This window comes from Actinomadura sp. 9N407 (assembly GCF_044326315.1).
Lineage (GTDB): Bacteria > Actinomycetota > Actinomycetes > Streptosporangiales > Streptosporangiaceae > Spirillospora.
The window spans coordinates 121,416-144,981 of record NZ_JBIRAW010000010.1; the positions used below are offsets into that span (position 1 = coordinate 121,416).

At 69.7% G+C, this 23,566-nt stretch carries 22 protein-coding genes; 15 read left to right on the forward strand and 7 right to left on the reverse strand.

Annotated elements, in window-relative coordinates:
* Positions 1–11: 11 nt before the first annotated feature.
* The 6 genes from panC to lysX all read left to right on the forward strand — a co-directional run bounded on the left by panC (position 12) and on the right by lysX (position 6,432).
* Complete coding sequence (gene panC, locus ACH34Q_RS17985; protein WP_395984099.1) at positions 12–941, forward strand: pantoate--beta-alanine ligase; 930 nt, start codon at positions 12–14, stop codon at positions 939–941.
* On the forward strand, positions 941–1,357 hold the full coding sequence (panD, locus tag ACH34Q_RS17990) for an aspartate 1-decarboxylase (protein WP_395984100.1): 417 nt from the start codon (positions 941–943) through the stop codon (positions 1,355–1,357). The genes panC and panD overlap by 1 nt, the downstream gene beginning before the upstream one ends.
* A 74-nt stretch (positions 1,358–1,431) precedes the next feature.
* A complete protein-coding gene (locus tag ACH34Q_RS17995) occupies positions 1,432–3,105 on the forward strand; it encodes an L-aspartate oxidase (protein WP_395984101.1) in 1,674 nt (557 codons plus the stop codon).
* 135 nt (positions 3,106–3,240) lie between these two features.
* Positions 3,241–4,098 carry a carboxylating nicotinate-nucleotide diphosphorylase gene (gene nadC / locus ACH34Q_RS18000; protein WP_395984102.1) on the forward strand — a complete coding sequence of 286 codons (858 nt, stop codon included), beginning with the start codon at positions 3,241–3,243 and terminating at the stop codon, positions 4,096–4,098.
* A gap of 14 nt (positions 4,099–4,112) precedes the next feature.
* Positions 4,113–4,895, forward strand: coding sequence for a type III pantothenate kinase (locus ACH34Q_RS18005; RefSeq protein WP_395984103.1), 783 nt, complete (start codon positions 4,113–4,115; stop codon positions 4,893–4,895).
* Positions 4,885–6,432 carry a bifunctional lysylphosphatidylglycerol synthetase/lysine--tRNA ligase LysX gene (gene lysX / locus ACH34Q_RS18010; RefSeq protein WP_395984280.1) on the forward strand — a complete coding sequence of 516 codons (1,548 nt, stop codon included), beginning with the start codon at positions 4,885–4,887 and terminating at the stop codon, positions 6,430–6,432. Before ACH34Q_RS18005 ends, lysX begins: the two co-directional genes overlap by 11 nt.
* A gap of 93 nt (positions 6,433–6,525) precedes the next feature.
* Here lysX and ACH34Q_RS18015 read toward each other — a convergent pair whose 3' ends face one another.
* A complete protein-coding gene (locus ACH34Q_RS18015; protein WP_395984104.1) occupies positions 6,526–7,749 on the reverse strand; it encodes a cytochrome P450 in 1,224 nt (407 codons plus the stop codon).
* Between the two features lie 65 nt (positions 7,750–7,814).
* Positions 7,815–8,840 carry a LacI family DNA-binding transcriptional regulator gene (locus ACH34Q_RS18020; RefSeq protein ID WP_395984105.1) on the reverse strand — a complete coding sequence of 342 codons (1,026 nt, stop codon included), beginning with the start codon at positions 8,838–8,840 and terminating at the stop codon, positions 7,815–7,817.
* A 565-nt stretch (positions 8,841–9,405) separates the two neighbouring features.
* On the opposite strand from ACH34Q_RS18020, the gene ACH34Q_RS18025 reads away from it, so the two are divergent.
* The gene (locus ACH34Q_RS18025; protein WP_395984106.1) at positions 9,406–9,636 is read left to right on the forward strand and encodes a LuxR family transcriptional regulator; all 231 of its coding nucleotides are present in this window, start codon (positions 9,406–9,408) and stop codon (positions 9,634–9,636) included.
* Between the two features lie 542 nt (positions 9,637–10,178).
* On the opposite strand, the gene ACH34Q_RS18030 is transcribed toward ACH34Q_RS18025, so the two are convergent.
* Positions 10,179–11,171, reverse strand: a complete 993-nt coding sequence (locus ACH34Q_RS18030) for an NlpC/P60 family protein (protein WP_395984107.1) — start codon at positions 11,169–11,171, stop codon at positions 10,179–10,181.
* Positions 11,172–11,475: 304 nt separating this feature from the next.
* Here ACH34Q_RS18030 and ACH34Q_RS18035 point away from each other — a divergent pair, with 304 nt between their 5' ends.
* The 5 genes from ACH34Q_RS18035 to ACH34Q_RS18055 all read left to right on the forward strand — a co-directional run bounded on the left by ACH34Q_RS18035 (position 11,476) and on the right by ACH34Q_RS18055 (position 17,465).
* Entirely contained in the window at positions 11,476–12,054 is a 579-nt protein-coding gene (locus ACH34Q_RS18035) for an amino-acid N-acetyltransferase (protein WP_395984108.1), read from the forward strand.
* Positions 12,055–12,057: 3 nt separating this feature from the next.
* The gene (locus ACH34Q_RS18040; protein ID WP_395984109.1) at positions 12,058–12,888 is read left to right on the forward strand and encodes an RDD family protein; all 831 of its coding nucleotides are present in this window, start codon (positions 12,058–12,060) and stop codon (positions 12,886–12,888) included.
* Positions 12,889–12,912: 24 nt separating this feature from the next.
* Entirely contained in the window at positions 12,913–13,476 is a 564-nt protein-coding gene (locus tag ACH34Q_RS18045) for an RDD family protein (protein WP_395984110.1), read from the forward strand.
* A gap of 776 nt (positions 13,477–14,252) precedes the next feature.
* Positions 14,253–14,576 carry an Lsr2 family protein gene (locus tag ACH34Q_RS18050; protein WP_197009256.1) on the forward strand — a complete coding sequence of 108 codons (324 nt, stop codon included), beginning with the start codon at positions 14,253–14,255 and terminating at the stop codon, positions 14,574–14,576.
* 375 nt (positions 14,577–14,951) lie between these two features.
* Positions 14,952–17,465, forward strand: coding sequence for an ATP-dependent Clp protease ATP-binding subunit (locus ACH34Q_RS18055; RefSeq protein ID WP_395984111.1), 2,514 nt, complete (start codon positions 14,952–14,954; stop codon positions 17,463–17,465).
* Between the two features lie 95 nt (positions 17,466–17,560).
* Here ACH34Q_RS18055 and add read toward each other — a convergent pair whose 3' ends face one another.
* Complete coding sequence (gene add / locus ACH34Q_RS18060) at positions 17,561–18,541, reverse strand: adenosine deaminase (RefSeq protein WP_395984112.1); 981 nt, start codon at positions 18,539–18,541, stop codon at positions 17,561–17,563.
* Between the two features lie 163 nt (positions 18,542–18,704).
* On the opposite strand from add, the gene ACH34Q_RS18065 reads away from it, so the two are divergent.
* Positions 18,705–19,322 carry an SRPBCC family protein gene (locus ACH34Q_RS18065; RefSeq protein ID WP_395984113.1) on the forward strand — a complete coding sequence of 206 codons (618 nt, stop codon included), beginning with the start codon at positions 18,705–18,707 and terminating at the stop codon, positions 19,320–19,322.
* A gap of 144 nt (positions 19,323–19,466) precedes the next feature.
* Here the strand turns inward: ACH34Q_RS18065 and ACH34Q_RS18070 are convergent, their stop codons facing one another.
* The gene (locus ACH34Q_RS18070; RefSeq protein WP_395984114.1) at positions 19,467–20,099 is read right to left on the reverse strand and encodes a TetR/AcrR family transcriptional regulator; all 633 of its coding nucleotides are present in this window, start codon (positions 20,097–20,099) and stop codon (positions 19,467–19,469) included.
* 68 nt (positions 20,100–20,167) lie between these two features.
* On the opposite strand from ACH34Q_RS18070, the gene ACH34Q_RS18075 reads away from it, so the two are divergent.
* Complete coding sequence (locus ACH34Q_RS18075) at positions 20,168–20,587, forward strand: hypothetical protein (protein ID WP_395984115.1); 420 nt, start codon at positions 20,168–20,170, stop codon at positions 20,585–20,587.
* Position 20,588: 1 nt separating this feature from the next.
* Here ACH34Q_RS18075 and ACH34Q_RS18080 read toward each other — a convergent pair whose 3' ends face one another.
* Positions 20,589–21,461, reverse strand: coding sequence for an A/G-specific adenine glycosylase (locus ACH34Q_RS18080; RefSeq protein ID WP_395984116.1), 873 nt, complete (start codon positions 21,459–21,461; stop codon positions 20,589–20,591).
* Between the two features lie 93 nt (positions 21,462–21,554).
* On the opposite strand from ACH34Q_RS18080, the gene ACH34Q_RS18085 reads away from it, so the two are divergent.
* Positions 21,555–22,181: a hypothetical protein gene (locus ACH34Q_RS18085; RefSeq protein ID WP_395984117.1), complete on the forward strand. Its 627-nt coding sequence runs from the start codon at positions 21,555–21,557 to the stop codon at positions 22,179–22,181.
* A gap of 238 nt (positions 22,182–22,419) precedes the next feature.
* Here ACH34Q_RS18085 and disA read toward each other — a convergent pair whose 3' ends face one another.
* On the reverse strand, positions 22,420–23,502 hold the full coding sequence (gene disA / locus ACH34Q_RS18090; protein WP_395984118.1) for a DNA integrity scanning diadenylate cyclase DisA: 1,083 nt from the start codon (positions 23,500–23,502) through the stop codon (positions 22,420–22,422).
* Between the last annotated feature and the right edge of the window lie 64 nt (positions 23,503–23,566).

Genomic DNA, 23,566 nt, shown 5'->3' on the forward strand with positions numbered 1-23,566 from the left:
AAGGGGACACGGTGGCTGAGCAGGCGGGCACGCTGGTGGTTTCGCGGACGCGGGAGGAGTTGGCCGCGGCGCGTTCCGGTGTGCGGGGCACGCTGGCGCTGGTGCCGACCATGGGGGCGCTGCACGAAGGGCACCGGTCGCTGATCCGGCTCGCGCGGGAGAGCGCGGACACGGTCGCGGTCAGCATCTTCGTCAACCCGCTGCAGTTCGGGCCGGACGAGGACTTCGACCGCTACCCGCGCACGCTGGACGACGATCTCGCGATCTGCGCGGCCGAGGGCGTGGACCTGGTCTTCGCGCCGTCCGGCTCGGTGATGTACCCGTCCCGGCCGCAGGTCACGATCAAGTCCGGGCCGATGGGCGCGGTGGTCGAGGGGGCCGCGCGGCCGGGCCACTTCGACGGAATGCTGACCGTCGTCATGAAGTTGTTCCAGCTGGTACGGCCGGACATGGCGATCTTCGGGGAGAAGGACGCCCAGCAGCTGGCCATGATCCGCCGGATGGTGGCCGACCTGAACGTGCCCGTCGAGGTGATGGGCGCCCCGACCGTACGGGAGCCGGACGGCCTGGCCCTGTCCAGCCGCAACCGCTACCTGTCGGCGGCCGAGCGGGAGACGGCGGCGTTCCTCTCGACCGCGCTGCGGGCGGGCGCCGATGCCGTCGGCGCCGGTCCCGCGGAGGTCGTCCGCGCGGCCCGTACCGTCCTGGACAAGGCCGCGACCGCGGACCCGCCGCTGGTCATGGACTACCTGGTCCTGGTCGACCCCTCGACGTTCGTCGAGATCGACGACGCCGGCTACACCGGCCCGGCGGTGCTCGCCGCGGCGGGCCTGGTCGGTGCCACCCATCTGATCGACAACCTGCCCCTCCGGTTCGCCCCGCCCGAGTTGGCCCCGCCCGAGTCAGCCCCGAACGAGTTCGCCCCGCCCAAGGAGTCCTGATGTTCCGGACGATGTTCAAGTCGAAGATCCACCGCGCCACCGTCACCCAGGCCGACCTGCACTACGTCGGGTCGCTGACCATCGACGAGGACCTGCTGGACGCGGCGGACCTGCTGCCCGGCGAGCAGGTGCACGTGGTGGACATCGACAACGGCGCCCGGCTGGAGACGTACCTGATCGCCGGCGAGCGCGGCTCCGGCGTGATCGGCATCAACGGCGCCGCCGCCCGGCTGGTCTCGCCCGGCGACCTGGTGATCATCATCAGCTATGCCGCGATGACCGACGCGGAGGCCCGCGCGTTCGAGCCCAAGGTCGTGCACGTGGACCGGTCGAACACGATCATCTCGGTCGGCAGCGATCTCGCCGAGCCCGTCCCCGGCTCCCCCGACCTGCGCGGAGACCTGGCGCACCGCTGAACGGCACCCCGCCGAAGGCGCTCCTCCGGGGTTAATGTCACAATGACGAGAACCGACTCCCCGAGGAGATCGTCATGAGCCTTGCCGCCCCTGCCCCCGTACGGACCGCCGAGACCGGCGTCATCGTGATCGGCTCCGGCATCGCCGGGCTCAGCGTGGCGCTCCGCCTCCGGCCGTACGGGCGCGTCCTGCTGGTCACCAAGGCGTTCCTGGACGAGGGCTCCACCCGCTGGGCGCAGGGCGGCATCGCGGCGGCGCTGGCGCCCGACGACAGCCCGGCGGAGCACCTCGCCGACACCCTCACCGCCGGGGTCGGCCTGTGCGACGAGGAGGCCGTACGGGTCCTGGTGGACGAGGGCCCCGGCGCCGTACAGCGGCTCATCGCGCACGGTACCGAGTTCGACCGGGACGAGGACGGCGGGATCGCGCTGACCCGGGAGGGCGGCCACCACCGGCGGCGCATCGCGCACGCGGGCGGCGACGCCACCGGCACCGAGATCAGCCGCGCCCTGCTCGACGCGCTCAAGGACACCGGCGTGGACGTGTACGAGCACGCCCTGGCGCTCGACCTGCTGAAGGACGGCACCGGCCGCGCGGCCGGCGTCAGGCTGCACATGATCGGCGACGGCCGGGCCGGCGAGGTCGTCGAGGTACGGGCGCGGGCCGTCGTCCTGGCCACCGGCGGCCTCGGCCAGGTGTACTCCGCCACGACCAACCCCGAGGTCTCGACCGGCGACGGCGTGGCGCTCGCGCTGCGCGCCGGCGCGGACGTGACCGACCTGGAGTTCGTCCAGTTCCACCCCACCGTGCTGTGGCTGGGCGAGGGCGCGCGCGGCCAGCAGCCGCTGATCTCCGAGGCGGTACGGGGCGAGGGCGCCCATCTGATCGACCACGCGGGCGAGCGGTTCATGCTCGGCCGGCACGAGCTGGCCGACCTGGCACCGCGCGATGTCGTGGCCAAGGGGATCATGACCCGGATGCGCGAGACCGGGGCGTCCCACATGCTGCTGGACGGCCGCCACCTGGGCGCCCGCGTCTGGGAACGGCGCTTCCCGACCATCCTGGCCGCCTGCCGGCACCACGGCATCGACCCGGTGAACGAGCCGATCCCGGTCGTACCGGCGGCCCACTACGCCAGCGGAGGCGTCCGTACCGACCTGCACGGCCGGACATCGGTGCCCGGCCTCTACGCGTGCGGCGAGGTCGCCTGCACGGGCGTGCACGGCGCCAACCGCCTGGCGTCCAACTCCCTCCTCGAAGGGCTCGTCTTCGCCGAACGCATCGTCGAGGCCCTGCGCTCCGACCTGGAAACTCCTTCCAGCCTGGGAACTCCTTCCAGCACCGGCACAGCACCCGCCGACGTCCACGCTCTGATCGATCCCGCCGAACGCGGGAACATTCAGCGGATCATGACCACCTACGCCGGAGTCCTGCGCAACGCCGAGGGCCTCGCCGCCGCCGAACGCGAGCTGCGCGCCCTCGCCGAGCACGGAGCGGACGCCGAGCAGGGGACGGACGTCGAGCCGGGCGTGCCGGCCTGGGAGGCCACCAACCTGCACACGGTCGCGACCGCGATCGTCGCCGCCGCGCTCCGCCGCGAGGAGACCCGCGGCAGCCACTGGCGCGAGGACTTCCCCGACCGCGACGACACCTGGGCCCGCCACCAAACCATCCGCATGACCACCACGGGCCTCACCACCACCGACCTCACCACCACGAGCCTCACCACCACGGGCGAGCCACGTTGACTCGTGGCGTGTTCGCCTCAAGCGAGCGCCTGAAAGGCGAACACGCCACGAGTCGAGCACTCCATGAGTCGAGCACTCCGCGAGCCGAGCACGCCATGAGTCGAGCACGCCATGAGCCGAGAGAAGGGAAGCGACATGACACCCGAGCTGGAGGGGCGGCTGCGGGACGCCGGGCTGGATCCACAGGCTGTGGAGAACCTGGTCCGGGTCGCCTTGGCCGAGGACGGCGAGGTCGACGTCACCAGCGAGCCGATCTTCGGCCCGGACGACGTCGCGAGCGGTGACTTCACCGCCCGCGAGGACGGTGTCATCGCCGGGATCCCCGTGGCCGCGGTCGTCTTCGGGCTGCTGGACGTCGAGCACACCGCCAAGGTCGCCGACGGTGAACGGGTCGCGGCCGGCCAGGTGCTGCTGACCGTCACCGGCGCCACCCGCGCCGTACTGCGCGCTGAACGTACGGCCCTGAACCTGCTCACCCACCTGTCCGGGATCGCCACCGAGACGCGCCGCTGGGCCGACGCGATCGAGGGGACCGAGGCCCGGGTCCGCGACACCCGCAAGACCCTCGCCGGCCTGCGCGCCCTGCAGAAGTACGCGGTGCGCTGCGGCGGCGGCGTCAATCACCGGATGGGCCTGAACGACGCCGCGCTGATCAAGGACAACCATGTGGCCGCGGCCGGCTCGGTCACCGCCGCGTACCGGGCGATCCGGGCCGTCTATCCCGCGCTGCACGTCCAGGTCGAGTGCGACACCCTCGACCAGGTGGACGAGGCGCTGGCCGCGGGCGCCACCGCGATCCTGCTGGACAACATGAGTGACGCCGAGATGACCGAGGCGGTACGGCGCGTCGCGGGCCGCGCCGAGCTCGAGGCCAGCGGCGGCCTCACGCTTGACCGGGCCCGAGACGCGGCCGTGACCGGTGTGGACTACCTTGCTGTAGGCGCGCTGACACATTCGGCGCGCGTGTTCGACATCGGCCTTGACTTCACCTGACCAGCGGGGACCGGATGCTGCTCACCATCGACGTCGGTAACACCCACACCGTCCTCGGCCTGTTCGAGGGCGAGGAGGTGATCGAGCACTGGAGGATCAACACCGATCCGCGGCGTACCGCCGACGAGATCGCCGTGGTCCTCCAGGGCCTGGTCCAGCAGAGCCCACTGCTGGCCGACACCGACATCAGCGGTATCGCGCTCTGCTCCACCGTCCCGTCGGTCCTGCACGAGATGCGCGAGATGTGCCGCCGCTACTACGGCGACGTGGCCGCCATCATCGTCGAGCCCGGGGTCAAGACCGGCGTCCCGGTCCGGATGGACAACCCCAAGGAGGTCGGGGCCGACCGCATCGTCAACGCGCTGGCCGCCGTCCACCTGCACGGTGGCCCCGCGATCGTGGTTGACTTCGGCACCGCCACCACGTTCGACGCCGTATCGAGCAAGGGCGAGTACGTCGGCGGCGCCATCGCCCCCGGCATCGAGATCTCGATAGACGCGCTGTCCTCCGCCGGCGCCCAGCTGCACAAGATCGAGCTGGTCCGTCCCCGGAACGTCGTCGCCAAGAACACCGTCGAAGCGCTGCAATCGGGCATCATCTTCGGCTTCGCCGGACAGGTCGACGGCATCGTCGAACGGATGTCGGAAGAGCTGTCCGCCGAGCCGGACGAGGTCAAGGTCATCGCCACCGGCGGTCTCGCTCCGCTGGTCCTGGAGGAGTCCCGCAGCATCGACGTCTTCGAGCCCTGGCTGACCCTCGTGGGCCTCCGCCTCATCTACGAACGCAATACGCCGTAACGAACTCGTTCGCGGGGCATCGCGGTCGGCCGATAGCCTTGATTTCGTGAGTGACGAGACCTACGACGACCTGCCCGAACAGATGCGGGTACGCCGCGAGAAGCTTGAGCGGCTCCGCGAGAGCGGGATCGACCCGTACCCGGTGACCTTTCCCCGCACGGCGACCATCGCCGAGGTGCGGGAGAAATACCCCGAGCTGGAGCCGGGCACCGAGACGGGGGAGAAGGTCGGCGTCACCGGCCGGGTCATGCTGATCCGCAACACCGGCAAGCTGTGCTTCGCCACGCTGCGCGACGGCAGCGGTGACCTGCAGGTCATGCTGTCGCTGGCCAACGTCGGGCAGGAGCAGCTCGACTTCTGGAAGCGCGAGGTCGACCTCGGCGACCATGTCGGGGTCGAGGGCGAGATCATCACGTCCCGGCGCGGCGAGCTGTCGGTGATGGCCGACCGGTTCGCGATCACGTCCAAGTGCCTGCGGCCGCTGCCGGAGAAGCACGCGGGCCTGACCGACCCGGAGGCGCGGGTCCGGCAGCGGTACGTGGACCTGATCGTCAACGACGAGGCCCGGGAGATGGCCCGGATCCGCAGCGCGACCGTGCGCGCGGTCCGCGACTTCTGGCACGAGGAGGGGTACCTCGAGGTCGAGACCCCGATGCTGCAGCCGATCCACGGCGGGGCGGCGGCGCGGCCGTTCGCGACGCACATCAACGCGTACGGCATGGACCTGTACCTGCGGATCGCGATCGAGCTCTACCTCAAGCGGCTGGTCGTCGGCGGCATCGAGAAGGTCTTCGAGATCAACCGGAACTTCCGGAACGAGGGCGCCGACTCGACCCACAACCCCGAGTTCACGATGCTCGAGGCGTACGGGACGTACCTCGACTACAACGACATGGCCGACCTGACCCAGCGGATGTACCAGCGGGCCGTGGTGGCGGCGCTGGGCACCACGGTCGTGGTGAACGACGGCCGCGAGATCGACCTGGGGCTGCCCGAGTGGCCGCGGATCACCCTGTACGGGGCGGTCTCGGAGGCGGTGGGCGAGGAGATCACCCCGCACACGCCGCTGGACGAGGTCCGCAAGCACGCCGACGGGCGCGGTATCCAGTACGACCCCAAGTGGGGGCAGGGCAAGCTCGTCCAGGAGCTGTTCGAGGAGCTGGTGGAGCACACGCTCGTCCAGCCGACGTTCGTCATGGACTACCCGCTGGAGACCTCGCCGCTGACCCGCCAGCACCGCGAGGAGCCGCTGCTCACCGAGAAGTGGGACCTGATCGGGTTCGGTACGGAGCTGGGGACGGCCTACTCCGAGCTGATCGACCCGATCGAGCAGCGCCGCCGGCTGACCGAGCAGTCGCTGCTGGCCGCCGGGGGCGACGCCGAGGCGATGCGGCTGGACGAGGACTTCCTGCGGGCGCTGGAGTACGCGATGCCGCCGACCGGCGGGATGGGCGCCGGGATCGACCGGATGATCATGGCCTTCACCGGCAAGAACATCCGCGAGACCATCCTCTTCCCGCTGGTGAAGCCGGAGTGAGCCTCGCGAAGCCGGAGTGAGACCCCGCGAAGCCGAGTGAGGGTCGCGAAGCAGAGTGAGGGCCGCTGAAGCCGGAGCGAGGGCACTGCCGACCTAGTGGATGGTCACAGGAAGCGCCGAAACGCCCCGTAGGACGAGATTGTCGCGATAGGTGAGCGGGGTAGCCGTCAGGGCCACATCGCGCTCGAAAAGCCGTCTCAGCGCGATCTGGCCCTCAAGGCGGGCCAGGGGCGCCCCCAGGCAGAAGTGGATCCCGTGGCCGAACGAGAGGTGGCGCGGCGTCTCGTTCGGCCCTGCCGCCCACCTCGTCCCCTCGGCGTAGCGGGCCAGGTCCAGCCGGTCCGGGTCGGTGAAGGCGTCCGGGTCGCGGTTGGCGGCTCCGGTGAGGAGCAGGACCATCTCGCCCTTCGCGATCGTCGTCCCGCCCAGGTCGCGGTCCTCCAGGGCCGCGCGCAGGGTGAGCTGCACCGGCGGGTCGTACCGGAGCAGTTCCTCGATCGCGGCCGCCGTCTCGCCGGGGCGGGTACGGAACCGGTCGAGCTGCTCCGGATGGCGCAGCAGTGCCAGCGCGCCGTTCCCGATCAGGTTGACGGTGGTCTCGTGCCCGGCGACCAGCAGTAGGACGCAGGTGGCCAGCAGTTCATCCTCGGTGAGGGCCGCGCCGTCGTCCGGCACCGCGACCAGCGCGCTGAGCAGGTCGTCGCGCGGCTCGGCCCGGCGCCGCGCGGCCAGCTCACGGAAGTACGCCGCGAACTCCTCGCGCGCCTCGTCCCGCCGGGCCAGATCACCGGCGGGCAGCAGGAAGTCGGGATCCAGTCCGCGGGCGAGCGCGTCCGACCAGCCCTTGAACAGCTCGCGGTCCTCCGGGGGCACGCCCAGCAGCTCGCTGATCAGGATGACCGGCAGCGGGTAGGCGAGCGTCTCGATCACATCGATCTCGCCGCGCGCCCCGTCCAGCAGCTCGGCGACCAGCTCCTCGGCGCGCGGGCGGAGCCGTTCGATCAGCCGGGGCGTGAACGCCTTGCTCACCAGCCGGCGCAGCCGGGTGTGATCGGGCGGGTCCATCGTCAGGAACGAGCGGCGGCGCATCGGCGAGTCGCGCCACAGGCCGCCGTTCTCGGGCCGGTGGCCGAACCGCGGATCGCGCAGCACCTGCTCGCACAGCGCGTGCGAGGTGCTGACCCACAGGCCGGCGGGCGTCCGGATCGGCCGGTCGGCGGCGTCCAGCTTGCGATAGCGGGTGTACGGGTCGGCGCGGAAGGCCGGATCGAATGGATCGAATCCGAGTACCTCGGCCGTGCCGATCGCGGGGTCCATAGGGACAGCATGCGGGTATTGAATCCGTTGTCAACAGAGTCCCGTGCCGACAGTGTCCCGGTGGCTCAGGCGGACTCCCGGACGATCAGCTCGGGGGTGAGGATCACCTGCCGGTGCAGGTGCGACTCGGCCTCGCCGAACTCGGCCAGCGCCAGTTCGGCGGCCTCCTCGCCGACCGCGAGCCGGGGCTGCCGGATCGTGGTCAGCGGTACGGCCGAGCTGCTGGCCAGCTCGATGTCGTCGTAGCCGATCACCGCGATGTCCTCGGGTACCCGGACGCCGCGCCGCAGCAGCTCGTTGATCAGGCCGATCGCGAGCAGGTCGTTGGCGCAGAACACGCCGTCCGGGACCGGTGACAGGCCCAGCAGCCGCTCGGCCGCGGCCCGGCCGCCGGTCGGGGTCAGGCCGTCCTGCGTCAGCGTGAGCAGCTCGCCGCCGCCGGCCTTGGCCAGCGTGCGGGCGGCGCCGTGGCCGCGCTCGACGACCGGCCGCGGCTGCGGGACGCCGGTCACGAAGGCCAGCCGGTCGCGGCCCATCGACAGCAGGTGCGCGGCCGCGATGTCGCCGCCGGCGACATGGTCGACCTGGACCGAGCACATCTCGGGCGCGGCATGGTCGATCAGCACGACGGCCACGCCCGCGGCGCGCAGCCGGTCGACCCCGGCGGCGTCCAGGGCCACCGGGACGATCAGCGCGCCTGCGGCCTGGTGCTCGATCAGCAGCTCCAGCCCGCGCCGCTCCTTGTCCGGCGAGTAGTCGCTGCTGAGCCAGAGCGCGTCGTGCCCGGCGTCGTTGATCGTCAGCTCCGCGCCGCGGGCGACGTCGGTGGCGTACGGGTTGGTGAGGTCCTCCACGACGATGCCGAACGCCCGGGGGCGCGGCGATGTCCCACGGCGATCCGAGCCGCGCCGAGGGCCCTGGCGGAGCCTCCTGGCGGACTCGTTCCGGACGAAACCGAGCTCCTGGATCGCCGCGCGAACGCGGTCACGGGTAGCTTCGGCCACGAGGTCTGGCCGGTTTAGGACATTCGAAACCGTCCCAACTGAAACTCCGGCACGCCTCGCGACTTCGCGAATGCTGGTCTGTGGCAACTCACTCCTCGTCGACCCCGGGCCTGTTTTCGCAGGTTATCGAGTTTCCCGCTGGATACCCCCGTACCGCGGGTCACACCATGCATACAAACGCCTACACATAGTGCCGAACCGGCGCTTGACGGGCCGGATCCGGCCGCCTAGCGTTCCGAGCCGAAGCGTAGCTTGAAACGATTCACGATCTTCGTTCACGGCCGGAACGAAGGTGTCGGACGATCGGACGAGAAGGGACGGGTGCAGATGGCTGGCGATCGAGGCCCGTCTCTGGCAAGGCGCTCTCCTTCCCGGCGGGGTCGTCCACGTCATCGTGGGCACGCCCCTCGCGCCCGAAGGTGCGTCCGTGTTCGGTTGGCCAACGTGTGCATCGTCACCCGGAGTTCCCCGATGGCGCCCGCCAATCGGCCCATCGGCCACGTCCGGCCAAGCACCCGCTTCGGCAGCAGAATCGATGATCAACGTCCGGAGACTCCGGACCCGGCAACCGACGCGTACAGATCGAGGCCTACCCGTGCCTGTGTAGCGAAGGACTGCATCCCCGCGGTCATCACGGACGAGGGAGGACGGAGTGGAACAGGCCACACTCGCACGTCGTGTCACCGACGACTCGCGACTGAACGAGGAGGAGCTACGCCTGCTCGCGCAGATCGCCAGCGGTGTCACAGCCGATGTGGCGGCACGCAAGCTCGAGTTGAGCGCCCGGACCCTGCGGCGCCGGCTGCGGACGATCTGCGACCGGCTCGAGGTCAACACCCCTATCGAGGCCGTTGTGTGGGCGGCCCGTAGGCAGCTCATCTAAGGGGAGCTCCGCTCAGGAGCGCGCCCTCGCCCGCCGGGAGGAGGCGGGCGGAACCCGATGGATCACAGCCGACACGCGAACTCCGTCCCCCCGTGGCGGCGACGCCGCCCCCTGGCAGGTAGGTCCCTGCAGAGGCGTCGCCGCGGACGTTGTTCCCCTTACCCCCTGGTTACCCCTGGCTAAGGCCCCCCGCCAGAACTCCCTCTGTCTCAAAGCCCCGGCCCACGGCGCTCGCCTGGCGGCTGTGTTCATTAAGCCCCGGCCCACGGCGCTCGCCTGGCGGCTCGCACCGTGACCGTGCCTTGTGCGAGCGCGGCATCGCTCCGCGATCTGCCCGATGACGCTCGCCTTCGGCATCGCCTCACCGGCCAGGTAACGCGCTCGCGCCGTGGCTGAGGCCACTGTGAGACAAGCCCCGGCCCCGTCCCCGGCCCCTGGCCAGGCGGCCCGTACCGCCCGCCTTCAGGCCAGGCCCATCCGTACAGCCGCCTCAGGCAAGGCCGCTCGCCCTCGGATCGGCCCGTCCGTGCCGCCGTCTCGGGTCAGGCGACCCGGACCGCGCCGGCGAAGGGGCGGCCCCCGATGGGAGCGATCTTCACGACGTCACCGGTCTGCGGGGCGTGCAGCATCTTGCCGTCGCCCACGTACATGCCGACATGGTGCAGGTCGGAGTAGAAGAACACCAGATCGCCCGGCTGGAGCTTGTCGCGGGAGATGTGCGTGCCCGCGTTCCACTGGCTGCCGGTGTAGTGCGGCAGGCTGATGCCGACCTTCCCGTACGCCCACATGATCAGGCCGGAGCAGTCGAAGGTGCTGGGACCGGCGGCGCCCCACACGTACGGGCGGCCGATCTTGCCCATCGCCAGCCGGAGCGCCTGGGCGGCCTTACCGGAGCCGACGACGGGGAGCTTGGCGAGCTGCGTGGGGTCCTTCTTGACGAGCTTGCCGCGCACCTTCTCGTAGAGCGTGGTGACCTTCTTGCGCTGCGCCTCGAGGTCGCCGCGCAGCTTCCCGACCTGCTTGGCACGCTCCTCGGCGGACTTGCGGGCGCGCTGGGCCGACTGCATGGCCCGGATCATGCTCGCGGCCTGGGTGCCCTCCTGCTCGGCGAAGTACCGCAGCGTGGCGGCCTGGTCGAGCATGGCCTGCGGGTCCTGGGCGGCGAGGAACGAGACGGTCGGATCGGCGCCGCCCTGCATGTAGCTGGTGGCGGCCAGGGTGCCGACCTTGTCCCGGATGCCCTGCAGCGAGTCCTCCTGCCGCTTGGCGTTGTCGGTGGCGACCTTGGCGGCCCGCTGTGACTGCTGGAGCTTCACCCGCAGCCCGTTGTACTGCTCGGTGAGCTGTTCGAGCTTGTCGGCGAGCTTGTGCGCTTCGGCCTCGAGCTCCTTGGTGGTGGGCTCGGGGTCCGCGTGGACCGCGGGGACCGTGAGGAACGAGGCGGCGGCCAGCACGCCGGCGAGCGCGCCCGCCCGTACCGTGCTCACCCGTACCGTGCACATCCGTACCAGGCTCGCCCGGGCGAATGATTTCACCGATTCTCCTCCTGTCCGCCTACCGGGTGGCTGACGGCTTTGGGGCCGGTGCAGCTCGCTGATCACGGTCGGCCGATACCAGCGCAGGAGACTAACGGAGTCACCAGGCGGTGCCAACCAGAACCCGGGAAATCCCAGGTGCCATCCGGCGATTTGAGAAGAGTGTCCGTTTGTGCTGCGCGGACCTTGCTGTGGTTTCTATCACTTTGCGGCATCGCCCCGGGACGCTTTGCCGATGTCACCCGCCGTTCCGACCCGGCCCGGGCCTCCGATGGCTCCGGGCCTCCTATAGCGTGGCCTGTTTGTGGAAGTGGTGATCAGGCGTGCCCGTACCGCCGACGTTCAGCAGATCAGCCGGCTCGTGGGCCTGTACGCCGGTTCCGGACGGCGCCTGCTGCGGAAGGCCACGGTCAAGCTCTTCGAGGACGTCCAGGAATTCTGGGTCGCCGAGGAGCCGGCCGCCGGAACGGGCCCTGCCGCCGGAATGGAACCCGCCGCCGGAACGGAACCTGCCACCGGAACGGAACCGGGGCGGATCATCGGATGCGGTGCCCTGCACGTGATGTGGGAGGACCTTGCTGAGGTCCGTTCGGTCGCGGTCGACCGCGATCAGGTGGGCCGCGGCATCGGGCACCGGATCGTCGCCCGGCTTCTCGAAACGGCCAGGGAACTGGGCGTGGAGCGGGTGTTCTGTCTTACCTTCGAGGTGGAGTTCTTCGGGCGGCACGGGTTCCGCCCGATCCTGGGGACTCCGGTTTCGCCCGAGGTGTACGAAGAACTCCTCCGCTCCTACGACGAAGGCGTGGCAGAGTTCCTGGACCTCGACCGGGTCAAGCCGAATACCTTGGGCAATACCCGGATGTTGCTTCGCCTGGAGGACTGACCGATGAGTAGATCCCCCCGCCGCGGCAGGCCGTACCAGCCGCCGGGCCAGCCGCCTCAGGGGTACGGCGCGCAGGGCCCGCCGCCGCCCTATCAGGGTTCCCAATGGCAGCAACCGCAACAACAGCAGCCGGCCCCGCAATGGCAGAACCAGCAGCCGCCGCAGCAGAACTGGCAGCAGCAGCCCGCGCATGATCAGGGCTACGGGTACCAGGGCGGCGGGTACGACGACGTCTCCGAGGCCGCGAGCCTGCCGCTGGCGCCCATTCTCCGGCGTGCCGGCGCACGCCTTATCGACAACGCGCTCGTCGCGGTGTTCGGCTTCGCGCTCGTGCTGCCGATCGCCATCGGAACGATCGGCCTCGGCAGCGCCGGGAGCAAGACCGACACCGAGGGCGGTGTCTGGAATTGGCCCATCATCTTCACCCTCTTCGCCGTCATGTCGGTGCTGCCGTTCATCTACGAAGCGGTGCAGCTCTCCATGTGGGGCCGCACGATCGGCAAGCGCGTGATGCATGTCGGCGTCGTTCAGGTGCGGCCCGCAGGGGACGCCGTGACGACGACCCAGGCGGTCTGGCGCGCGGGAATCGTCCACGTCGCCTACCAGTTGGGGATCTTCTTCTTCCTCGTTCTGGCCGTCATGGTGTGGGAGTACTTCGCGTACGGGGTGCTCCTGGTCTTCATCGGCGTCGTGATGGCCCACCTGTGGGCGATCTGGGACCAGCCGCTCCACCAGTCCCTGCACGACCGGTTCTCCGGCACGCTCGTGATCGACGAGCGCGTGGAGTACACCGAGGGCGACGAGGGCACCGGATACACCCAGTACGGCGAGTAGAGGCGAGCAGAGGAGCAGAGCGGGATGGCTGCGGATCAGGCACCGGGGGCCGGCCCGCTTTCCGACGAGGAGCCCGGGCGGCCCGCGGGCGCGCCCGGGCTTCCTGCTGAGCCGGTCATGGCCGAGCCGCTCATGGCCGAGCCGGCACAGCGGCTCGTGGCCCGGATAGTCGACACGCTCGTGGTGGGCCTTCCGGTGATGCTGGCCGTTCGCGAGACCGTGCCGCCCACCGATGTCGATATCGTCGCGCCACCGGCGGTCGCGGGGTTCCTGCTTCTGTACGAGTGGATTCAGCTGGCCCTGTGGGGCCGGACTTTGGGCAAACGCTTCGCCGGTATCGAAGTCGTGTCCCAGAGGGCGGCAGAGGGCGTTTCAGGCGGTTTGGACGTCTCGCGGCCGGGCGCCGGCCGTTCCCTCCTTCGGACGGCGCTCTATGCGCTTCCTATTGGCGTACGGCCAGTGCCGGTGTTCGGTCTGATCGCCGGTCTGTTCTGGGTGGGGAACGCGGCCATGATGTACGAGGGCGGCCGGCGCCAGGCGTTGCACGACCGGCTTGCCGGCACGATCGTCGTGAAGCGCACGTCGTGAAGCGCCGTCGTGAAGCGCACCGTCGTGAAGCAACGATCGCTCTGACGGCGCGGGAGATGAGTGACGCGGGAGATGAGTGGACGCCGCGGGAGTTGAGTAACGACATTGAGGACTTATCCACTGTTATCGGTATGCAGTAGAGTCGCCCGCGCCGTACCCGACCGCGGACCAGTTCCAGGCCGTGACCCCGAGATGGCAACGGATTTCGCCGACATCCCCGGCACCGGTATCCATGTACGACCCCCGGTGGACCGGGGTGATCGGCATGCCGTCCGGGTGGCGCGTCCTGCCGTGCATCCCTGTGGAATGCACGGGACGGCGTGGTTAGTGCCGTTACGTCAGGGTTAATCGATGGCCGGGGGGTGGTGTTGCCCTCCCGGTTAAGGTGGTGACCGGCCCAATTCCGGCCGGGCCGGCGGGCCGCGGTACGGGCCGGGAAAGCTCCGGCGGACCGGGAAACCGGTCCAATGCATGATCGTCTCGCTGGTCGCGGACTCTCGGGTGACCTCCGTCACCCGAAAATCCGGGCGGCCGCCCGCGACGGGACAAAATACATACACCGTCCCATCGGGCGGGCGAACCCTCGCGCCGCGAGCCCCCGCGTATCGGCCCTTGCCGCCGCGTATCGCCCGCCTGCCGGATTCCGCGAGCCCCGATTACGAGGAGTTACCGGCAGGCAAGCAACTTCATGTCGGGTGTTGAATTGTCATCGGCAAGCATCGCGGTATATCTTTGTCAACCGAATGCAGTTTGCTCCAGCTGAAAGGTCTGTCCCCATGGCACAGAAGGTTCAGGTGCTTCTCGTCGACGACCTCGACGGTGGCGAGGCGGACGAGACCGTAGCGTTCTCGATCGACGGCGCCTCCTACGAGATCGACCTCAGTAGCGCCAACGCAAAGAAGCTGCGGGATTCCCTGCAGCCGTTCGTGGAGAAGTCCCGTAAGGCCGGCGCCACCACCCGCCGTCGCCGCCAGCGCGGCGCGTCGAGTCGCGAGCGCAGCGCCGAGATCCGTGCCTGGGCCAAGGACCATGGCATCAAGGTCAATGAGCGCGGCCGCATCCCGGCCAATGTGATCGAGAAGTATGAGGCCGCCCACTGAGACGCCTCGCCTGTGACGGCCCGTCTCCCGTGGGGCTCGATTCCCCACAGGAGAGGGGCCGTTCGCTTGTGGCGTAGAGATCTGCGGGTTGTTCCGGCCGGGGTGAGGTAGACAGGTCTCCAGCGGCCATCGTGCCGGTCGTCATGAGCCTTCCTGCGAGCGCCATGAACGACCTGCGAAAAGCTCCCGTTCGCTTGCGGCGTAGCGGGAACATGACACGCCGGGGCGGTAGTTGGATGAGACTGAACAGCGCTTAGCTGGGGAACGTCTCCTGGTGGGAGTGCACCGGGCGGCCTCCTCGGGGCGGGCTAGCATGCGGAAGGACAGGTTCGGACATCCCGGACTCTGACCAACCGCTCTGTGAGGAGCGACGAGATGTTCGAGAGGTTCACCGACCGCGCGCGGCGGGTTGTCGTCCTGGCTCAAGAAGAAGCCAGGATGCTCAACCACAACTACATCGGTACCGAGCACATCCTCCTTGGTCTGATCCACGAGGGCGAGGGTGTGGCCGCCAAGGCGCTCGAGAGCCTGGGGATCAGCCTGGAGGCGGTCCGCCAGCAGGTCGAGGAGATCATCGGCCAGGGCCAGCAGGCGCCTTCGGGGCACATCCCGTTCACTCCGCGCGCCAAGAAGGTGCTGGAGCTGTCGTTGCGCGAGGCGCTGCAGCTCGGCCACAACTACATCGGTACCGAGCACATCCTGCTGGGGCTGATCCGCGAGGGTGAGGGCGTCGCCGCCCAGGTGCTGGTCAAGCTGGGGGCCGATCTCAACCGGGTCCGCCAGCAGGTCATCCAGCTGCTGCACGGCTACCAGGGCAAGGAGCCCGCCGCCTCCGGCGGTCCTGCCGAGGCCACGCCGTCCACCTCGCTGGTGCTCGACCAGTTCGGCCGCAACCTGACCCAGGCGGCCCGGGAGGGCAAGCTCGACCCGGTCATCGGCCGGGACAAGGAGATCGAGCGGGTCATGCAGGTGCTGTCCCGCCGTACCAAGAACAACCCGGTACTGGTGGGCGAGCCCGGCGTCGGCAAGACGGCCGTCGTCGAGGGCCTGGCCCAGAAGATCGTCAAGGGCGAGGTGCCCGAGACCCTGAAGGACAAGCAGCTCTACACCCTCGACCTCGGCGCGCTGGTCGCCGGTTCCCGCTACCGCGGTGACTTCGAGGAACGGCTGAAGAAGGTCCTCAAGGAGATCCGCACCCGCGGCGACATCATCCTGTTCATCGACGAGCTGCACACGCTCGTCGGAGCGGGCGCGGCCGAGGGCGCGATCGACGCCGCCAGCATCCTCAAGCCGATGCTGGCCCGCGGCGAGCTGCAGACCATCGGCGCGACGACGCTGGACGAGTACCGCAAGCACCTGGAGAAGGACGCGGCGCTGGAGCGGCGCTTCCAGCCGATCCAGGTGGCCGAGCCGTCGCTCAGCCACACGATCGAGATCCTCAAGGGCCTGCGGGACCGGTACGAGGCGCACCACCGCGTCTCGATCACCGACGCCGCGCTGGTCTCCGCCGCGCAGCTGGCCGACCGCTACATCAGCGACCGGTTCCTGCCCGACAAGGCGATCGACCTGATCGACGAGGCCGGATCCCGGATGCGGATCCGCCGGATGACCGCGCCGCCGGACCTGCGCGAGTACGACGAGAAGATCGCCGACGTCCGCCGCGAGAAGGAATCGGCGATCGACGCCCAGGACTTCGAGAAGGCGGCCGCGCTCCGCGACTCCGAGAAGCAGCTCCTGGCGCAGAAGGCGCAGCGGGAGAAGGAGTGGAAGGCCGGCGACATGGACGTCGTGGCGGAGGTGACCGAGGAGCTGATCGCCGAGGTCCTGGCCACCGCCACCGGTATCCCGGTCTTCAAGCTCACCGAGGAGGAGTCCAGCCGGCTCCTCAACATGGAGGGCGAGCTCCACAAGCGCGTCATCGGCCAGGAGGACGCCATACGAGCGCTCTCCCAGTCGATCCGCCGTACCCGCGCCGGACTCAAGGACCCGAAGCGTCCTGGCGGCTCGTTCATCTTCGCCGGCCCGTCCGGTGTCGGTAAGACCGAGCTGTCCAAGACCCTCGCCGAGTTCCTGTTCGGTGATGAGGACGCGCTGATCCAGCTGGACATGTCGGAGTTCATGGAGAAGCACACGGTCTCGCGGCTGTTCGGTTCTCCTCCCGGCTATGTCGGGTACGAGGAGGGCGGGCAGCTGACCGAGAAGGTGCGGCGCAAGCCGTTCTCGGTGGTGCTGTTCGATGAGATCGAGAAGGCGCACCAGGACATCTTCAACTCGCTGCTGCAGATCCTGGAGGACGGTCGGCTGACCGACGCCCAGGGCCGGGTGGTGGACTTCAAGAACACCGTGATCATCATGACCACGAACCTGGGAACCCGCGACATCTCCAAGGGCCAGTCCCTCGGCTTCAGCCGGTCCAATGACGAGCAGGGCTCGTACGACCGGATGAAGTCGAAGGTGGGCGAGGAGCTCAAGCAGCACTTCCGGCCCGAGTTCCTCAACCGTGTCGATGACACGGTGGTGTTCCACCAGCTGACGCCGGCGGAGATCATCCAGATCGTGGATCTGATGGTCGCCAAGGTCGACGAGCGGCTCAAGGACCGGGACATGGGCCTGGAGGTGCGGCAGGAGGCCAAGGACCTGCTGGCCGAGCGCGGTTACGACCCGGTGCTGGGCGCGCGGCCGCTGCGCCGCACGATCCAGCGCGAGATCGAGGACCAGCTCTCGGAGAAGATCCTCTACAAGGAGCTGCAGTCCGGCCAGATCGTGATCGTGGGCGTCGAGGGCAGCGGCGAGGAGGCCAAGTTCACCTTCAAGGGTGTTCCCAAGCCCTCCACCGTTCCCGACAGCCCGCCCCCGATCGAGGGCGCGGTCAACTTCAACAAGGACTGAATCAACAAGGACTGATCCGTCCCAGCCCGTGCGAAGGGCCCGTACCGTCCACCGGTACGGGCCCTTCTCGCATCTGGGACGGTCGGGCTCGACGGTCAGGTTCGCAGCCAGACGCCTATCTCGGCGTTGAGGCGCGTCTTGATCTCCATGGGGGCGAAGGACGCCTCTACGCCTGCGCGTGCCAAGTCGGCGAGAACGGAATCGTCGTAGCCGAACGTGTCGCGTACGAGGGTGTACTCCTGCGCCAGCGGGATCCCGGTCATGCAGGGGATGTCGGTGTTGAGGGTCACGAGGAGCCCCTCCTCGCGCAGGCGCTGAAGGGGGTGCTCGGCCAGGGAGGGGGCGAATCCGAGGGCCACGTTGGACGAGGGGCACACCTCCAGAGGAAGGCGCCGTTCCCGTACCTCGGCCACCAGGTCGGGGTCGTCGAGGATGCGAATGCCGTGCCCTAGGCGCTCCGTACGGCCCGTCGTGATGGCCTGGCGGATGCTGGCCGCCCCTTCCGCCTCACCCGCGTGGTGGACGACGTGGAGCCCCTTCTCGCGGGCCGTCTGGAAGACCTCGGTGAACGGGTCGCCCGGATAGGACTCGTCGCCGGCGAGCCCGATCGCGACGACATCGTCGTACCGCAGGGCCAGGTCCAAGGTGCGCCAGGCACGTTCCACGGAACGGCGCCGGGAGTGGTCCAGAATCACGCGGAACTCGATGCCGAAGTCGTCCCGTCCCCTGGCCAAGCCCTCCAGTACGGCGGCCAGCGGCATTTCCAGGTCGCCGAGCCGTTCGCCGTGGGCGGCGGCCGTGAAGGACACCTCCGCGTAGCGAGTGCCCTGCGCGGCCTCGTCCTCGCAGTATTCGTAGGCGATCCGGCGGAAGTCCTCGGCGCGGACGAGGGAGGCCCGTACGAGGTCGTTCTGCGCGAAGAAGTCGGCGAACCCACCGAACGAATGCCCCGCCGCCAGGTGCTCGGGGAAAGCGAGCCCGTTGGCCTTCCCGATCTCCCGGAGGGTCGTCCACCGGACGGAGCTTTCCAGATGAACGTGGAGGTGGGCCTTGGGCAGCCTCAGTAGGTCGCGCACCGGCTCAAGCTAGCCGTCGCGCTTCGGCCGTTTCAGCCGATTTCCATGTACGGGCCGCGGTTCGAGCCGCCGCAGGACGTGCGCCGCGAAAACCGGCGACCGCGTCCCTCAGAGGCGAGTATCAGGCTATGCTTATATAAGTCGACACTGGAGGTGAACGAAGATGGACTTCGCCGATGCCCTGGGGGCCGTGCGGCGCGAGGTCGTCCGGGACGAGGAGACGGTCGTGGTGCGGATGCGCCGCAGCTACGCCACGCCGATCGAGGACCTCTGGGACGCGATCACCGATGCCACGAGGCTGAGCCGCTGGTTCCTGCCCATCGAGGGGGAGTTGCGGGCCGGAGGGTCCTTCCAGTTCAAGGACAACGCGGGCGGCGAGATCCTGCGCTGCGAGCCGCCCGGCCTGCTGCAGGTCAGCTATGGCGGCGAGACCAGCCTGGTGGAGGTACGGCTCACGTCCGAGGAGAAGGGCACCGAGCTCGTTCTGGAGCATTCCGTTCCTCTGGAACTCGCCGGGAACGCCGCAGGCGCGCTCTATGTCGGCCCCGGCTGGGACATCGCGTTCCTCGGTCTGGGGCTGCATCTGGACGGCGAGGTCGTAGCGGACCCCGTGGCGTGGGAGAACTCCCTGCCGGTCCAGAGGTACGCGCTGCGTACGGTCGATGCCTGGGCCGAGGCGGCGTCAGGGGCCGCCACCGCGGAGGAGATCGGGCAGGCGGCCGGGGTGTCGCGTTCCCAGTTCGCCCCGGAGGTGTCCGGCGATCAGGCCGGCGACGCGTAGAAACCGTCCAGAGGTACTCGGACACACGCGCACGGTCTCGGCCGCCGCGAGCCGGCCCCGCGGCGGCCGAGGATCCCGTTCACGGTGAGGGTGCGTAGCCGTGCCTCGTCCACCGTGGGCGCCTCGAACGGGCCACGACATTCCTCACAGACTCCGCGGAGCCGGATGTTCTTGATCAGTGAGGGCCGAGCCGGACACCAGGGCGCGGGCGGCGTCGGCGAAGTACTGCTCATCGGCACTGGGGGCGAGGCCGAGAGCGATGCCCTGGCTGAGGCCGATGAACAGCGCCCTGAGCGCGGTGACCAGGCGCTGCGCCTGATGTGACGTTACGACCTTCCCGTCGTACGACCTGCCGGTGAACAGTGCGATCAGGTGGCTCTCCTGTGCCCGGACCGAGGCGGCGAGCTGGGAGCTCAGCTCAGGGTCGTGCAGCGCCATGTCCAGCAGGGTGATCTGCAATGACAGGCCGGACAGCGCGTCCGGGGCGTCGCAACTGCGCCGGTAGTACCGGGCAAAGGCGTCGACCGCTTCAAGGAGGCCCACGTCAGCGGGGATCGCTTGGTCGATCTCCTCATAGTGCGGCTGCAGGTGGTCGGCGACCACGGCGACCACCAGGCCGGTCTTGCTGCCGAACAGCGAGTAGACGGCACCGGTGGTCAGGTCGGCCCGCTCCGCGATCTCCTCGAGCTTGGCGCGGTGCCCGTCTCGGGAGATGACCCGGAAGGCGGCATCGAGCAGCGCGCGGCGGTTGCGTTCCTTGGTCTCCGCTCTCGTCATTCTCATAATCCCGTTATTCTAGTAATCACATTACGGGATCGGGACGGCTGTCCCCGGGAGGAGCACTCATGACGCGAGCCGAGGCCGTGGCATCGTCGACGACCCACCGGGTGGGGGCCATCGCCGACGGCGCCGTCAAGGTGATGCTCGGTGCCGCCTTCATCATCGGCGCCGGCGGGTTCGGTGAGTTGCTCGGAGTGTCCACCTGGCTGATGGTCGTCGCCGGTGTTGCCCTGCTGATAGGCGGTGGAGTCGAGATCAGGTACGTGCGCAGCCGCTCGATGCGCACTTACCTTCGGCTGATGGTCCTCTACGACAGCGGCTGGGTGCTGGCGACGCTTGTCGGCCTGCTGATGGCCTGGCAGGGAGGCAGTGCCGGGGGCGAGGTATGGATCGGATACCAGACGGCAGCTCCCATCATGCTCACCGCGCTGCTGGTAGCCGCTCCCCCCGCTGTGGACGCCCGGGCAGAGAACGCCGCAGCTTGAGTCAGGTGGGGAGGGCGTATCGGCCGTCGTCCAAGGGGTCGACCAGGCCGTCGCTCACAAGGGCGTCCAGGGCGCGCTCCCGCTGGACGGCATCCGTCCAGACGACGTCCAGCAGGGCCTTCTCTACCGGGCCCTCGGCGTCTCTCAGGATGGCCAGGAGGCGGCCCCGGCATTGGCGGTCGGTGCCCGTGTAGGTCTGGCCGCGCCGGGGCGGGCCGGCGTATGCGGGGCGGCCGGCGCGTTGCCAGGCGCATTGGGCGATCACAGGGCAGTCGACGCACCGCGGGGAACGGGCCGTACAGACGAGGGCGCCCAGCTCCATGACCGCGACCGCCCAGCGGGCCGCCGTCGGAGGATCGAGCGGGAGCAGGGACTCGGCCAGCCGGAGCTCGGCCCTGGTCTGGGCCTTGGGCGGGTACTCCTCGCCCGAGCAGAGCCGGGCCAGGACGCGCCGTACGTTGGTGTCCAGGACGGCGTGGCGCTGCCCGTAGGCGAAGCTGGCGACCGCGGCGGCGGTGTACGCGCCGATGCCGGGCAGGGCCAGCAGGTCGTCATGGGATGAGGGCACCTGGCCCCCATGCCGCTCCACGATGGCTCTGGCGCTCTCATGGAGCCGCAGGGCGCGCCGGGGATAGCCGAGCCGCCCCCAGGCCCGTACGGCCTCTCCGGACGGCTCGGCGGCCAGTGAGGCGGGCTCGGGCCAGCGGTCCAGCCACTCGCGCCAGACCGGCAGTACGCGGACGACCGGGGTCTGCTGGAGCATGATCTCGCTGACCAGGATGCCCCAGGGGGAGGCACCCGGCTCCCGCCAGGGGAGTTCGCGGGCGTTCGCCTCGTACCAGCCGAGGATCGGGAGGGTGTACGTCGTGTTCATGGTCGGCCGCCATTGTGGCACGGGCAATGTGGCGGGGCCCCGCGTACGGCGGGTCGCCACCGAGACCAAGATCAAAGAACGCATACTGACCGTATGGGACCCGGCACCGAAAGTGACCTAGAGGAACTGGACGCCGAGCAGTACTGGCGGCGGCGCGCGGCCGTCCTCGCCGGGGTCCTCGCCGTGGTCGGCCTGCTGGCGTGGGCCTGCGGGTCCGGCGGCGAAGGCGAGGCGGTACGGGGCGCGGCGGCGGCCGGGGCCGCGAGCACGCCGATCCCGCCGGCGGTGCCGTCCGCCACGCCGACCAAGAGCGCGGAGGCGCAGCGCGAGGACGGGTCCTGCGATCCGGAGGCCGTGGTCGTGACGATGACGACCGTCCGCCGTACGTACGGGCCGGGGGAGCGGCCACGGTTCCAGGTGATCGCGGTGAACACGGGTGATCGTGCCTGCGAGTTCGGGGTCGGGCCCGGAGATCTCGATCTCAGGATCAGGTCGGGTGCCGACAAGGTCTGGTCCTCGGCGGCCTGCGCGCGAGGGCGCGGCTCGTCCGTCCGTACGCTGCGCAAGGGCATCCCGTACGTCGAGATCGTCAGCTGGGACCGCAAGCGCACCACCGGGGACTGCCCGGGCGCCCGTCCATCGGCACGGCCCGGCACCTACGTCGCCACCATCGACTCGAAGATCGTCAAGACCCCGGCCCAGGTCTTCCGGCTGCGCTGACCCCTGCCGGCCACCACCGGGCCGGCCTCACCACAGGCCGGCCTCACCACGGGCGTCACAGATCCGGGTCCGTACGGTACGGCGGTCCCAACCGACGGGTGATTAGGGCAGGGGAGTAAAGCGGCCCGTCAGACGCGGCGTTCCAGGACTAGACGCGCCGCTCCAGGATCAGACATGCCATTCCAAGATCACACATACCGTTCCAGGATCAGCCGTTCCAGGATCAGCCGTTCCAGGGTCAGACGTAGCGTTCCAGGATCGAGGACTCGGCCAGCCGGGACAGGCCCTCACGGACGCTGCGGGCCCGGGACTCGCCCACCCCGCCGACGCCTTGGAGGTCGTCGATGCTGGCCGCCAGCAGCTTCTGCAGCCCGCCGAAGTGCTCCACCAGGCGCTCGACCACCAGGCCGGGCAGCCGGGGCACCTTGGCCAGCAGGCGGTAGCCCTTGGGGCTGACCGGCAGGTCGAGGGCGTCCGGGCCGGCGAAGCCCATCACCTCGGCGACCGTGGTCAGGTCGAGCAGCTCGGTGGCCGACAGCAGGTCGAGATCGCTCAGCACGGCGTCGAAGCCGCGGTCGCGGGCGTCCGGGGACGGGTAGTCGCGGACGATCAGCTCCCGGTCGACGTCGACGCCCGAGACCAGCTCGTCCAGCTGCAGCGACAGCAGCCGGCCGTCGGTGCCCAGCTCGACGACGTAGCCCTCGATCTCGTCGGCGATCCGGCGGACCATCTCCAGCCGCTGGACGACCGCGCTGACGTCGCGGACCGTCACCAGGTCCTCGATCTCCAGGGCCGACAGCGTGCCGGAGACCTCGTCGAGCCGCAGCTTGTAGCGCTCGAGCGTGGCCAGGGCCTGGTTGGCCTTGGACAGGATGGCCGCCGAGTCCTCCAGGACGTACCGGATGCCGTCGAGGTAGAGCGCGATGATGTGCATCGACTGGCTCACCGAGATGACCGGATAGCCGACCTGGCGGGCGACCCGCTCCGCCGTACGGTGCCGGGTCCCCGACTCCTCGGTGGGGATCGTGGAGTCCGGGACGAGGTGGACCGCGGCCCGGACGATCCGCGCGTGGTGGCCGTCGAGCACGATCGCGCCGTCCATCTTGGCGAGCTCGCGCAGCCGGGTGGCGGAGAACTCGACGTCGAGCTCGAACCCGCCCGAGCACACCTCCTCGACGAGCTTGTCGTAGCCGAGCACGATCAGTCCGCCGGTGTGTCCCCGCAGGATCCGTTCCAGTCCGTCGCGGATCGCCGTGCCCGGGGCCACCGCGGCGAGCGTGGCCCTGCGTCGTTCGTCATGACCCTTGTCGTGTGCTGGCACCTGGCCCCCGGAGGTCGCTGGACGGCGTCAGTTTACCGATGAGCCCCGGTCACGGGGTCTCCAC

Coding starts and splice junctions, on each gene's coding strand:
- nadC (WP_395984102.1), top strand. CDS start 3,241: ATGACACCCGAGCTGGAGGGGCGGCTGCGGGACGCCGGGCTGGATCCA.
- ACH34Q_RS18005 (WP_395984103.1), top strand. CDS start 4,113: ATGCTGCTCACCATCGACGTCGGTAACACCCACACCGTCCTCGGCCTG.
- panD (WP_395984100.1), top strand. CDS start 941: ATGTTCCGGACGATGTTCAAGTCGAAGATCCACCGCGCCACCGTCACC.
- ACH34Q_RS17995 (WP_395984101.1), top strand. CDS start 1,432: ATGAGCCTTGCCGCCCCTGCCCCCGTACGGACCGCCGAGACCGGCGTC.
- ACH34Q_RS18085 (WP_395984117.1), top strand. CDS start 21,555: ATGGGACCCGGCACCGAAAGTGACCTAGAGGAACTGGACGCCGAGCAG.
- ACH34Q_RS18070 (WP_395984114.1), bottom strand. CDS start 20,099: ATGACGAGAGCGGAGACCAAGGAACGCAACCGCCGCGCGCTGCTCGAT.
- ACH34Q_RS18050 (WP_197009256.1), top strand. CDS start 14,253: ATGGCACAGAAGGTTCAGGTGCTTCTCGTCGACGACCTCGACGGTGGC.
- ACH34Q_RS18075 (WP_395984115.1), top strand. CDS start 20,168: ATGACGCGAGCCGAGGCCGTGGCATCGTCGACGACCCACCGGGTGGGG.
- ACH34Q_RS18045 (WP_395984110.1), top strand. CDS start 12,913: ATGGCTGCGGATCAGGCACCGGGGGCCGGCCCGCTTTCCGACGAGGAG.
- ACH34Q_RS18080 (WP_395984116.1), bottom strand. CDS start 21,461: ATGAACACGACGTACACCCTCCCGATCCTCGGCTGGTACGAGGCGAAC.
- ACH34Q_RS18015 (WP_395984104.1), bottom strand. CDS start 7,749: ATGGACCCCGCGATCGGCACGGCCGAGGTACTCGGATTCGATCCATTC.
- ACH34Q_RS18040 (WP_395984109.1), top strand. CDS start 12,058: ATGAGTAGATCCCCCCGCCGCGGCAGGCCGTACCAGCCGCCGGGCCAG.
- ACH34Q_RS18065 (WP_395984113.1), top strand. CDS start 18,705: ATGGACTTCGCCGATGCCCTGGGGGCCGTGCGGCGCGAGGTCGTCCGG.
- ACH34Q_RS18055 (WP_395984111.1), top strand. CDS start 14,952: ATGTTCGAGAGGTTCACCGACCGCGCGCGGCGGGTTGTCGTCCTGGCT.